This window comes from Clavibacter sp. (assembly GCF_014802555.1).
Lineage (GTDB): Bacteria > Actinomycetota > Actinomycetes > Actinomycetales > Microbacteriaceae > Clavibacter > Clavibacter sepedonicus.
Genome location: NZ_JAAVCB010000101.1, coordinates 1 through 12653, shown reverse-complemented (window position 1 = coordinate 12653; position 12653 = coordinate 1). Strand labels below are relative to the sequence as shown.

The 12653-nt window shown below is 74.0% G+C and carries 10 protein-coding genes; 1 reads left to right on the top strand and 9 read right to left on the bottom strand.

What is annotated here, in order from left to right; translation table 11 throughout:
• The 9 genes from HDR73_RS11190 to HDR73_RS11150 all read right to left on the bottom strand — a co-directional run.
• On the bottom strand, positions 1-743 hold a 743-nt coding region (locus HDR73_RS11190; RefSeq protein WP_287136444.1), incomplete at its 3' end, for a translation initiation factor IF-2 N-terminal domain-containing protein.
• Positions 744-839: 96 nt separating this feature from the next.
• Positions 840-1133, bottom strand: coding sequence for a YlxR family protein (locus HDR73_RS11185; RefSeq protein WP_041464573.1), 294 nt, complete (start codon positions 1131-1133; stop codon positions 840-842).
• A gap of 50 nt (positions 1134-1183) precedes the next feature.
• Entirely contained in the window at positions 1184-2191 is a 1008-nt protein-coding gene (gene nusA, locus HDR73_RS11180; protein WP_012299188.1) for a transcription termination factor NusA, read from the bottom strand.
• Positions 2192-2276: 85 nt separating this feature from the next.
• A complete protein-coding gene (locus HDR73_RS11175; RefSeq protein WP_012299189.1) occupies positions 2277-4049 on the bottom strand; it encodes a proline--tRNA ligase in 1773 nt (590 codons plus the stop codon).
• Between the two features lie 31 nt (positions 4050-4080).
• Positions 4081-5094, bottom strand: coding sequence for an NAD-dependent epimerase/dehydratase family protein (locus HDR73_RS11170; RefSeq protein WP_012299190.1), 1014 nt, complete (start codon positions 5092-5094; stop codon positions 4081-4083).
• Positions 5091-7772 (bottom strand): alpha/beta fold hydrolase, encoded by a 2682-nt coding sequence (locus HDR73_RS11165; RefSeq protein WP_041464574.1) that lies wholly within the window; start codon positions 7770-7772, stop codon positions 5091-5093. Before HDR73_RS11165 ends, HDR73_RS11170 begins: the two co-directional genes overlap by 4 nt.
• Positions 7773-7779: 7 nt before the next feature.
• Positions 7780-8811 (bottom strand): 3-oxoacyl-ACP synthase III, encoded by a 1032-nt coding sequence (locus tag HDR73_RS11160; protein WP_012299192.1) that lies wholly within the window; start codon positions 8809-8811, stop codon positions 7780-7782.
• A gap of 106 nt (positions 8812-8917) precedes the next feature.
• Complete coding sequence (ispG, locus tag HDR73_RS11155) at positions 8918-10063, bottom strand: flavodoxin-dependent (E)-4-hydroxy-3-methylbut-2-enyl-diphosphate synthase (protein WP_012299193.1); 1146 nt, start codon at positions 10061-10063, stop codon at positions 8918-8920.
• 95 nt (positions 10064-10158) lie between these two features.
• Positions 10159-11583, bottom strand: a complete 1425-nt coding sequence (locus HDR73_RS11150; RefSeq protein ID WP_174270082.1) for a M50 family metallopeptidase — start codon at positions 11581-11583, stop codon at positions 10159-10161.
• A gap of 137 nt (positions 11584-11720) precedes the next feature.
• Here HDR73_RS11150 and HDR73_RS11145 point away from each other — a divergent pair.
• On the top strand, positions 11721-12653 hold a 933-nt coding region (locus HDR73_RS11145; protein ID WP_287136443.1), incomplete at its 3' end, for a serine/threonine-protein kinase.

The following is a 12653-nucleotide window of genomic DNA, read 5'->3' as shown; positions in this document are numbered from 1 at the left end:
GCCGGGCGCGCGCCCTGGCCGACGCCGCCGGGACGCGGGGCGCCGGGGCGGGGGGATCCGGGACGGGGAGCGGCCGGACGGGGGCCTGCGGCTCCCGCGGCGGGACGCTGGCCCATGCCCTGGTTGCTCGCGAACGGGTTGTTGCCCGGGCGGGGCTTGGTGCCCATGCCCTGGTTGCTCGCGAAGGGGTTGTTGCCGGGGCGCGGGGCCGCCGGACGCGGGATCCCGGGACGCGGGATGCCGTTGGAGGGCGCGGGGGTGCTGCCGGCGTCCGGGCGCGGGGCGCTCGGGGTCTCGACGGCCGGGGCCTCGGGGGTGGCGGACGCGGCCGACTTCTCGGCCTGCGCCTTCTCCTCCGCGGCGGCCTTGCGGCTCGCCTCGGCCTGCGCCTGGCGCTCGGCGACGGTCAGCGGCTTCGCCGGGACCGGCACGTCGGACGCCTCGGGCGCCTCGACCTCGGGAGCAGCCGTGGGCTGCGGGCCGGGGGTGGGGCGGCCGCCGGGCTTCGGGGCCGACGAACGGGCCCCGGGCCGCGGGGCGGACGATGCCGCGGCGGCGGGAGCCGCCGCCTGTCCGGTGACGCCGGCGGCCTCGAGGGCGGCCTTGAGCTTGCGGGCCACGGGGGGCTCGATGCTCGACGACGGTCCCTTGACGAACTCGCCCATCTCCTTGAGCTTGGCGAGTGCGGTCTTGCTGTCGACGCCGATCTCGGCGGCGATCTCGTGTACGCGTGGTTTAGCCACTGTTCTCCTGTCTGGGGGTCCTCTCCCAGGCAGGAGGGGACCGCTAGTGCTGGACGGGTCTCATTTCGAGCCGCTCATTAGTTGTCCATGTGCCGTTCAGCCTGTTCTCTCGGATGCTCGCGCGCTCGGCTGGGCCGCGAGCCGCTCTCGTAGTCCCCCAAGAGCTGCGGGGTCGAGCGCCGTGTCGCTCCGCAGGGCCCGCCCGAAGGCGCGCCGCGCGATCGCTCTGTCGATGCACTCGATGGTCGGATGGATCCACGCGCCCCTGCCGGCCATCACCGCGCGCTCGTCGATGATGAGGGAGCTGGTGGGGGGATCGGCGACGATCCGCTGGAGAGCGGACCTCGGGGCACGCCGACGACAGCCGACGCACGTTCTTACCGGCTCCATACTACCCCCTCCGTCCGGCGGCGCGGAGGCCGGGTCCCGGCGGGCGGCGCTCAGTCGTCGCCCTCGAGGATCGAGTCGGGCTGGATGTCGATCTTCGCGCCCGTGAGCTTGGCGGCGAGGCGGGCGTTCTGGCCCTCCTTGCCGATGGCGAGCGAGAGCTGGTAGTCGGGCACGAGCGCGCGCACGGCCTTGGTCGCCTGGTCGATGACGAACGAGCTCGTGACCCGGGCGGGCGAGAGCGCGTTGCCGACGAAGACGGGCAGCGACTCGGAGTAGTCGACGATGTCGATCTTCTCGTCGTTCAGCTCCGCCGTGACGGCGCGGACGCGCTGCCCCAGCTCGCCGATGCACGCGCCCTTGGCGTTGATGCCGGGCTCGGTCGCGCGCACCGCGATCTTCGTGCGGTGCCCGGCCTCGCGGGCGAGCGAGACGATCTCGACGAGGCCGGACGCGATCTCCGGCACCTCGAGCGCGAAGAGCTTCCGGACGAGCGACGGGTGCGTGCGCGAGACCGTGATCTGCGGCCCCTTGGCGCCACGGGAGACGCTCGTGACGTAGACGCGCAGGCGCGAGCCGTGCACGTACTTCTCGCCGGGCACCTGCTCCTCGGGCGGGAGAATCGCCTCGATGGTGCCGAGGTCGACGTGGATCATGCGCGGGTTCGGGCCCTGCTGGATGACACCCGCGACGATGTCGCCCTCGCGGCCCTTGAACTCGCCGAGGATGCGGTCGTCGCCGATGTCGCGCAGGCGCTGGTTGATGACCTGCCTGGCGGCGAACGCGGCGATGCGGCCGAAGTCGCTCGGGCTGTCCTCGGACTCGCCGATGACGAGGCCGTCCTCGTCGAGCTCGGGGACGTGCACGGAGACATGGCCGGACTTGCGGTCCAGGTGCACGCGCGCGGGGGGCACCCCGTCGGCGACGGGCTTGGCGTCGGCCTGGTCGGTGTGCTTGAGGTAGGCGGTGAGGATGGCCTGCTCGATGATCGAGACGAGCTCCTCGAACGGGATCTCGCGCTCGCGCTCCATCAGGCGCAAGACGCTCAGGTCGATGTCCACGGTGCGACTCCTCTATTCGGTTGGAAACACTCGAGGCTACCCGACCGGGAGGGGTCGGGCAGCCTCGAGGGCGGTGCGGAGGGGATCAGCGGGCGGCGGTGAGCGCGCCCGCGACGTCGGCGAGCGCGACCGGGGTGCGCTCGTTCGTGCGGCGGTCCCAGAGCTCGGCCATGCCGTCGACGGCGCCGCGGCCGACGATGACGACGGTCGGGACGCCGATGAGCTCGGCGTCGCCGAACTTGACTCCGGGCGACACCTTGGGGCGGTCGTCGAACAGCACGTCGAGGCCCGCGGCGTCGAGCGCGTCGACGAGCTCCTCGGCGGCCGTTCCCACAGCGGGATCCTTGCCGGTCATGACCACGTGCACGTCGAACGGGCTGATGGACGCGGGCCAGAGGAGGCCGCGACCGTCCTGCGTGGCCTCGGCGACGAGCGCGAGGTTGCGCGTGATGCCGATGCCGTACGAGCCCATCGTGACGGTGACGAGCTTGCCGTTCTCGTCGAGCACCTTGAGGCCGAGGGCCTCCGCGTACTTCCGGCCGAGCTCGAAGACGTGGCCGATCTCGGTGCCGCGCGCGGTGCTGATGGGGCCGGATCCGTCGGGCGCGGGATCGCCGTCGCGCACGTCGGCCGCCTCCACCACGCCGTCGGGCGTGAAGTCGCGGCCGGCGACGAGCGAGAGCACATGCTTCCCGGCGACGTTGGCGCCCGTGATCCACGAGCTGCCGTCGACGACGCGGGGGTCGACGACGTAGCGCACCTTCGTGCTGGACGTGGATCCGAGCACGGGGCCCTCGGGCGACCACGGGCCGATGTAGCCCTTCACGAGACCAGGGTTCTTGGCGAGGTCGCCGTCGTTCGCGGCCTCGACCTCGGCGGGGAAGAAGGCCACCTCGGCGCGCTTGAGGTCGATGTCGCGGTCGCCGGGGATCCCGACGACGACGAGCTCGCGCGTGCCGTCGAGGTGGGTGAGCGCGAGCACGATGTTCTTCAGCGTGTCGGCGGCGGTCCAGGCGCGGCCGTCCTCGCGCGGCTCGCGGGCGTTCGCGAGGTCGACGAGGGTCTGAATGGTGGGGGTGTCGGGCGAGTCGAAGACGCGCGCGGCGGGCTGGCCCTCGATGGGGATCGACTCGGGCACGAGCGTCGTGAACGCCTCGACGTTGGCCGCGTAGCCGCCGGGCGAGCGAACGAAGGTGTCCTCGCCGATGGGCGTGGGGTGCAGGAACTCCTCGCTCTTGGACCCGCCCATGGCGCCCGCGTCGGCCGCGACGATGACGTACTCGAGGCCGAGGCGCTGGAAGATCCGCTCGTAGGCGTCGCGCTGGGCCTGGTAGCTGACGGCGAGGCCGGCGTCGGTGTGGTCGAAGGAGTAGGCGTCCTTCATCGTGAACTCGCGACCGCGGAGGATGCCGGCGCGGGGGCGGGCCTCGTCGCGGTACTTGTCCTGGATCTGGTAGATCGACAGGGGCAGGTCCTTATAGCTGGAGTAGAGGTCCTTCACGAGCAGCGCGAAGAACTCCTCGTGCGTGGGCGCGAGCACCATGGGCGCGCGCTTGCGGTCCTCGAGGCGGAACATGCCGGGGCCGTACTCGTCGTAGCGGCCGGTGGCCTGGTACGGCTCGGCGGGCAGGAGCGCGGGGAAGTGCACCTCCTGGGCGCCGATGCGCTCCATCTCCTCGCGGACGATGGCCTCCACCTTGTTCTTGACCCGGAGGCCGAGCGGCAGCCAGGCGAAGATGCCGGGGGCCTGGCGGCGGATGTAGCCGGCGCGCACGAGGAGGCGGTGGCTGGCCACCTCGGCGTCGACGGGGTCTTCCCGGAGGGTGCGGACGAAGAGCTTAGAGAGGCGTGTGGACACCGGATCAGCCTAGCGATCCGCCCGGGTCGGCTCAGCGCGCGGCGGGGCGCTCGGCCGCGTACGCGAGGCGGAGGCGCGCGAAGCCCTCGTCGAGGGAGACGGCCGGGGTCCAGCCGAGCGCGCGGCGGGTCTCGCGCTGGTCGAACCAGTGCGCGGTGGAGAGCTGCTCGGCGAGGAAGCGGGTCATGGGCGGCTCGTCGGATCCGGGGCGCACGGCCCAGACGCGCTCGACCGCTCCCCCGGCGGCTCGGGCGAGGGCGGCGGGCACGCGGATCCGCGGCGCGGGCACCCCGGCGGCGCGGCACATGCCCGCGAGCAGCTCGGCGACCGGACGCGGCTCGCCGTTGGTGACGACGTAGGCGCGTCCGTGCGCGGTGTCGGCCGCGTCGAGCGCGGCGACGATGGCGTCGGCGGCGTTGTCGCGGTAGACGGTGTCGATGAGGGCGGCGCCGTGGCCGAGGAGCGGGAGGCGCCCGCGAGAAGCGCGGTCGACGATGCGCGCGACGAGCTGCGTGTCGCCCGGGCCCCAGACGAGGTGCGGGCGCACGGCGAGCACGCGCATCGCGGGGTCGTCGGAGGCCAGCGCGATGAGCTCGCCCTCGGCCTTGGTGCGGGCGTAGTCGCCGCGCGCGCGGACGGGATCCGCGGGGCCTGCGCCGTCGCCCGTGATGGAGAGGCCCGTGTGCGCGACCGACGGCGAGGAGACGTGGACGAAGCGCGTGACGCCTGCCGCGCGCGCCGCCTGGAGGAGCCCGCGCGTGCCCTCGACGTTGACGGCGCGGAAGTCGGCCGGATCCCCCGCGAGCGAGACCTTGGCGGCGAGGTGCACGACGGCGTCGACGCCCGCGACCGCGCGGAGGACGGCGGCGGGGTCGGTGACGCTGCCGCGGAGGTCGACGACGGAGCCCGGCACCGGATCCGTGCCGCTCGACGCGAGCCCGGACGGCTGGCGCTGGAAGGTGCGGACGGCGTGGCCCGCGGCGGCGAGGCGCTCGGCGACGGCGCGGCCGAGCATCCCGCTCGCGCCCGTGACGAGGACGATCACGGCGCGCTCACCCGGCCGCCCGAGAGGATCCCGGCGGCCCAGCGGCCGAGGCGCGCGCGGTCGACCTTGGAGTTGTGCCGCACGTCGGTCGGCAGGACCGGGACGACGATCACCGCGGCGACGGGGTGGCCGACGGCGGCGCGCACCGCGGTGGCGAGGTCCGGATCCGCGAGGCCGACCCGGCGCGCGGTCGGCACGGTCTCGACGACGAGCACCAGCTGCTGCACGCCGGCCGGCCCGACGCCCACGGCAGCGGCGCGGCCGACGCCCGGGGCGGACTCGGCGCGCTGCTCGGGGCCGACGGGCGTGAGCACGCCGTCGGCCGTCGTGATCACGTGCGGCAGGCGGCCCTCGACCCAGAGCGCGCCCGTGGCGTCGAGGTGGCCGACGTCGCCCGTGCGGTGGCGGCGGATCCCGTCGTCCGAGTCGCGGCGGGCCGCCCGGTCGGTGACGTGGAGGCGGTCGTAGCGGTCGTGGACGTGCGGCGCGGCGGCGACGATCTCGCCCGTGACGCCGGGCTCCGCGGTGAGCGCGCCCGTCGCGGCGCCGTCGGCGTCGAGCGGGCTGATGCGGATGGCGACGGGGTCGACGGGGGCGCCGACGCAGACGCCGGCGTCGCCGCGGAGGGCCGCCTGGCGGATCCCCTCGAGCGTCACGTCGGTAAGGAGCAGCCCCTCGGTCATGCCGTAGGGCGTGTGCACCTCGGCGGCCGGCACGAGCGCGGCGGCGCGCGTGAGCAGGGCCTCCGAGAGCGGCGCCCCGGCGGAGAGCAGCGAGCGGACGCGGCCGAGCGCGGCGCGGTCGTCGGAGGTGAGCGCGTCCTCGGTCGCCACGACGTTGGCGAGAGCGGCGGGTGACGCGAAGACGACCGTGGCATCGGCGGCACGGGCCGCGGCAGCGAGGGCGGATGCGGTGAGGTCGTGCGGCCGGGTCACGTCCATGTCGGGCGTGACGCTCGTGGCGCCGAGCGCGGGGCCGAGCAGGGCGAACGGCGCGAATCCGGCGACGAGACCGGTGCCGACGCCCACGTCGAAGCGGCCGCCGAGCATGTCCCGGAGGGCGGCGAGCTGGCGGTGCGTGTACACGACGCCCTTCGCGGGGCCGGTGGATCCCGAGGTGAAGAGGATCGCGGCGTCGTCGTCGGCCGCGGGCTCCGGCGGCAGGACCTGCGCCCGGCCGTCGCGGGCGATCTCCGGCAGGCTCGCGGCGACGCCGAGCGCGCGGGCGACGGGCGGCGCGAGCGTGGTGACGGAGATCCGCTCGCCCGGCCAGCCGAGGGCCCGCGCGAGGGCGAGGCCCGCGGGGATCCCGACGACCATGTCGGGGCGGGATCCGGCGACCGCGCGCCCGAGGCCCTTCGCGCCGAGGCCCGCGTCGGCGACCACCACGATCGCGCCGATGCGGAGGCACGCGTAGAGGAGGGCCGTGAGGTCGGCGCCGGGCGGCACGAGCAGGGAGACCCGGTCGCCCGCGCGGAGCCCGCGGGCATGGAGGCCCGCCGCGATCTCGCGGACGCGGCGCGACAGCAGGCGCCAGGAGACGGTGCGCGGCGAGCCGCCGCCGCGCGGGGCCATCTCCACGAGCACGGGGTCGTCGCTGTCGCGCAGCTCCTCGAGCAGCGCGCCGAGCGAGCGGACGGGCGCGGCGTCGGCGACAGCGGGGACGGCAGGCGCGGCGGCGGCGGGTGCCGACCCCGGCGCGACCCGATCCGCCAGCCAGTCGAGCGCAGCGGAGGCGTAGTCGTGGTCCTCGGTGACGAGGTGCCCGGCGCCCTCGACACGGTGCACGTCGGCGTGCGGCAGGCGCTCGAGGAGGTCGGAGAGGTACACGTCGCTGAAGATCGGGTCCCGCGGGCCCCAGACGAACAGGGCGGGCAGGTCGAGGTCGCGCAGCCCCTCCGCGATGGAGGTCAGGGTCGCGTGGCTCGGGTGCGCGGGGCCCACCGGGATGTCGGCGACGAAGCCGCGGATCCCGGCGCGGCGGGACGCCCCGCGGTACGGCGCCGCGAACGCGCGACGCACGGTCGGGTCGAGCGGCGGGTGCGCGAGGGCGAGCGTGGTGGCGAGGAAGCCAGGGGTGCCGCGCGTGGCGGCATCGTGGATCCCCGTGGCGAGCGCCAGGCGCAGCGGCCACGGGATGGGCACGCCCTCCTCCTGGTGCACGGCCGTGTTGAGCGCCATGACGCCCGCGAGCACGTCGCGGTTGCGGAGCGCCCAGCCGAGGCTGACGACGCCGCCCCAGTCGTGGCCGAGGGTGACCACGGGCCCGGTCGCGCCGGATCCGCTGAGCCCCAGCTCGTCGGTGAGCGCCTGCAGGTCGGCGAGCCTTGTCGGCAGCGTGCGCGCGACGCCCGTGCGCTCGGAGAAGCCCATGTCGAGCTGGTCGACGGCGACCACGCGCCAGGCCGGCCGCGACGGATCTCGCTCGGCACGCGCCAGCGACTCCGCCGCGATGCGACGCCACAGGTACGACCACGTGGGGTTGCCGTGGACGCAGAGGATCGTGCCGGCGACGGGCGCACCCGTGGCCGCGAGCCGCTCCCCTGTGTCGAGCAGGTGCCAGCCGTGGCCGCCCGCGCGCACGACGCGCGACCAGGCCGGGTGGAGTCCGGGCAGCGGCTGGCCGTCGGGGCCTGCCACGGGGACGGTCGCCGGGGCGACCGCGGCCGATGCGCTCACGCCGCGGCTACCAGAGGATCTCGGTCATGGCCGTGTTGAGGCCCGAGCCCACGCCCATGCAGAGCACGCGGTCGCCGCGGCTCAGGCTGTCGGCCTGGTCGGCGAGCGTGATGGGGATGCTCGCGGGCCCGACGTTGCCGTAGCGCGGGTACGTCAGCGGCACGCGCGACTTGTCGAGCTTCGCGGCCTTGACGATGGCGCTGGTGTGCACGTCCGACACCTGGTGGAGGATGTAGCGATCCATGTCCGACCACTCCCAGTCGTCCTGGGCGGCTTCCTTCCACGCGTCGACGACGAGCTCCATGCCGCCGCGGAGGAGCTCCTTGGTGTCGGTGAACATGCCGTCCACGTCGCCGATGCAGAGCTCGTGGTGCTGGGTGGCCGCGCGCGTGACGCCGCCGAGGATCCGGTGCCCCTCCGGGTGGTCGCTCGTGCGCCCGAGGACGGCCGCCGCGGCGCCGGCGCCGAGCGTGAGGCTGGGGAACTCGCTGAGGAAGTCGGCGCGCGTGGTCTCCGGGCGGAGCAGGCGCGCGACCGTGTTGTGGCGGATCTCGCCGGCGTCCTCGCCGTCGACGATCATCGCGTAGTCGATCTGGCCCGAGTCGATGAGGTGGCCCGCGAGCGTCATCGCGTTGACGAAGCCGAGGCACGCGTTGGCGATGTCGAAGTTGAGGGCCGACGACGGCAGCCCGAGCCCGTTGTGGATGCTGACCGCGACACTCGGCTCGAGGTGCGCCCGCGTGACCGAGGTGTTGATGAGCAGCCCGATCTGCGACGGCTCGATGCCCGCCTGCGCGAGCGCCTTGCGTCCGGCCTCGGTGGCGGCCGCGTCGAACGACATCGACGCGTCCCAGTTGCGGCGCTCGAGCACGCCGGCGACGCGCTGCAGGAGACCGGTGGGGAGGCGGAGCCGGGACAGCACGGGCTTCAGCCGGTCGTCGATCTCGACCGACGTCACGGTGTGGGGCGCGAGGACGCTGGCGAGGCCGAGCAGGGAGGTGTTCCGATGCCGGAAAGTGGCGTTACCGTTCAACAGCATCCTCAGTTCGTGGGGCAGTCCGCCGGGCGGACGACTTCGAGAGCCTACGCCGGGCCGGCGCGCGCGGATGCACGGCCGCCACCCGGGGCGGGAAGGGAGTAGGGGTCTAGACCAGGATCTCGGGGCTTCCGATGGATCCGGCGGGCATCTCCGCGGCGAGGCGGTTGGCCTCCTCGATGAGGGTCTGGACGATCTCGGACTCGGGGACGGTCTTGATGACCTCGCCCTTGACGAAGATCTGCCCGCGGCCGTTGCCGGACGCGACGCCGAGCTCGGCCTCGCGGGCCTCGCCGGGACCGTTCACGACGCAGCCCATGACGGCCACGCGCAGCGGCACGTTGACGTGCTTGAGGCCCTCGGTGACCTGCTCGGCGAGCGAGTACACGTCGACCTGGGCGCGGCCGCAGCTCGGGCAGGAGACGATCTCGAGCTTGCGCTCGCGGAGGTTGAGGGACTGCAGGATCTGCAGGCCCACCTTCACCTCCTCGGCCGGCGGCGCGGAGAGGGAGACGCGGATGGTGTCGCCGATCCCCTCGGAGAGCAGGATCCCGAACGCCGTGGCGCTCTTGATGGTGCCCTGGAACGCGGGGCCGGCCTCGGTGACGCCGAGGTGCAGCGGCCAGTCGCCGCGCTCGGCGAGGAGGCGGTAGGCCTTCACCATGATGACGGGGTCGTTGTGCTTGACCGAGATCTTGAAGTCGTGGAAGTCGTGCTCCTCGAAGAGGCTGGCCTCCCACACGGCGGACTCGACGAGCGCCTCGGGCGTGGCCTTGCCGTACTTCTGCAGCAGGCTCGGGTGCAGGGATCCGGCGTTGACGCCGATGCGGATCGAGGTGCCCGCGGCCTTGGCGGCCTTCGCGATGGCGCCGACCTGGTCGTCGAACTTGCGGATGTTGCCGGGGTTCACGCGCACCGCGCCGACGCCGGCGTCGATGGCCGTGAAGACGTAGCGAGGCTGGAAGTGGATGTCCGCGATGATCGGGATCTGGCTCTTCTTCGCCAGGATGTGCAGCACGTCCGCGTCGTCCTGGTGGGGCACCGCCACGCGCACGATGTCGCAGCCGGTGGCCGTGAGCTCGGCGATCTGCTGGAGCGTCGCGTTGATGTTGGTCGTCTGCGTGGTCGTCATCGACTGGACGCTGACCTGGGCGTTGCCGCCCACCTTCACCTTGCCGACGCTGATCTGACGGGTCTTGCGGCGGGGCGCGAGGACCTCAGGGACCTTCGGCATTCCGAGATTGACTGCTGGCACGGGAAGAGCCTACGTCCGATTCCTGCGCGCCCGGTGCGTCGGGGGCGCGCGGCCCCGCTGTCGCGGGCCGGCCCCGCATCAGGCGCTGGGCGATGTCAGGTCAGCCGGACCGGGTTCACCAGGTCGGCGAAGATCAGCAGCGCGCTCATGGCGCCGAACACGATCACGACCACGAAGGTCAGCGGCATGAGCTTCGCGACGTCGACGGGCCCCGGATCGCGCCGACCGAACAGCCGGGCGAAGAAGCGGCGGACGCCCTCCACGATCGCGCCGAGCACGTGCCCGCCGTCCAGCGGGAGGAGCGGCAGGAGGTTGATCATGCCGAGCGCCACGTTGAGCGACGCCACGAGGCCGATCATGGCGGAGGCGCGCGAGGCGACGGGCGTCTCGTCGAGGCTGGCGATCTCGCCCGCGACGCGGCCGACGCCCACGACGCTCATGGGGCCGTTCGGGTCGCGCTCGCCGCCGCCGAAGGCCGCGCGGCCGACGTCGACCAGGCGCTGCGGGAGGTTGAGGATCAGGTTGCCGACCGCGGCCATGTTCTCGCCCGTGGTGGTGAACGCGGCCGAGAGCGGCTGCTGCTGCACGGCCTGCGTGGGGCTGAAGCCGATGAGGCCGACCTCGCGGGTTACCGGGTTCCCCTGCTCGTCGACCTCGGGGGCGCCGCGGGATCCGGGGACGGCCTGCTCCGAGAGGACGGGCGTGATGGCCAGCGTCTGCTGCGCGCCGTCGCGCTCCACGACGACGTCGAGCTCCTTCCCGGCGGAGGCCTGGACCGTGCTCGTGACCTGGTCCCACGCCGTGACCGGCGAGCCGTCGATGCTGACGATCGTGTCGCCGGGCTGGAGGCCGGCCGCCGCGCCGGGCGCCTCGGGAGCGCCGGCGGGGCAGGTGGCGGCGTCGGCCGACGCGGTGGATCCGGCGGGCACGATGCACGCGTTCACCTGGCCGACCGTCGTGGTGGGCGTCGTGACGCCGAAGCCGCAGAGCACCACCGCGAACAGCAGGATCGCGAGCAGGAAGTTCATGGCCGGCCCGCCGAGCATGATCACCATGCGCTTCGGCACGGACAGCTTGTAGAAGGCGCGGTCCTCCTCGTCGCCGACGCTCTCGGCGCTGGCCTGCCGGGCGTCCTGCACGAGGAGGTCGAAGAAGCCGCGGCCGGCGCGGTCGTCGGCGTCGGGGGCGGCCGGGGACCCGGCGTCGGCGGCGCCGCGGCGGGAGTCGGGCCCGACGAGCTGCGCGATCCCCGTGCTGCTCGTGCCGGCCCGGGAGCTCTGCGGCGGGAACATGCCGATCATGGAGATGTAGCCGCCGAGCGGGATGGCCTTCACGCCGTACTCGGTCTCGCCCTTGCGGCGGCTGAAGATCGTCGGCCCGAAGCCGATCATGTACTGCGTGACGCGCACGCCGAAGAGCTTCGCGGGCACCAGGTGACCGACCTCGTGGAGGCCGATGGACACGGCGACGCCGACCACGATGATGAGCACCCCGAGGATGTAGAGGAAGACGCCGTCCATGGTGGGAGAGGCTACCTCCCGCACCCTGGGCGGACGCCGCCGTGGCGCGGATCCGCAGGCTGGCCGCCGACCGCGCCGGGCGGGTGCCGCCCAGGAGCCCCGGGCTATTCTGGGGGACCGTGACGAGAGGTGCGCCCATGCCCGGAGAACGGCCCGACCCACTCGCCGGCACGCTGCTGGCCGGTCGCTACCGCATCAGCGGACTGCTCGGACGCGGCGGCATGGCCACCGTGTACCGCGCCGCCGACGAGATCCTCGGCCGCGAGGTCGCGGTCAAGGTCTTCGCGACCGACTCCGCCGACCCGGGCGAGGTCGAGCGCCAGGAGGGCGAGGTGCGCATGCTCGCGGGCCTCAGCCACCCGGGCCTCGTGACACTGTTCGACGTGGGCGACGACGTCGTCGGCGACCGCGTGCTCGCGTTCATCGTGATGGAGATCGTCGACGGCACCACGCTCGCCGACCGCATGAAGGAGGGGCCGCTGCCCGGGCCCGAGGTCGCGCGCATCGGCGGGATCCTCGCCGACGCGCTCGGCTACATCCACCGCCGCGGGGTCGTGCACCGCGACGTGAAGCCCGCCAACGTGCTGCTGGCCCAGGCGGAGGACGACGAGCCGGCCGTCGCCAAGCTCACCGACTTCGGGATCGCGCGCCTCGTGGACGGCACGCGGCTCACCTCGACCGGATCCATCATCGGCACCGTCAGCTACCTCAGCCCCGAGCAGGCGCTCGGCGAGGAGGTGGGCGCGCCGACCGACGTGTACGCGCTCGGCCTCGTGCTCCTCGAGTGCCTCACCGGCCGCCGCACCTTCCCCGGCACGGCCGCGGAGTCGACCATGGCGCGCGTGGTGCGCGACCCCGAGATCCCCGCCCGGCTCGGTGCCTCGTGGGTGGACCTCCTCTCCCGCATGACCCGGCGCGATCCCGAGACCCGGCCGACCGCGCGCGAGGTCGCCGCGGAGCTGCGGACCGGACGCGCGCCCGCCTCCGCCGTGGGCGAGCCGACCGCGACGTCGACGCGCGTGATGCCCGCCGCGGCAGCTGCTGCCGGGTACGGCGCGGCGGCGGCTGCG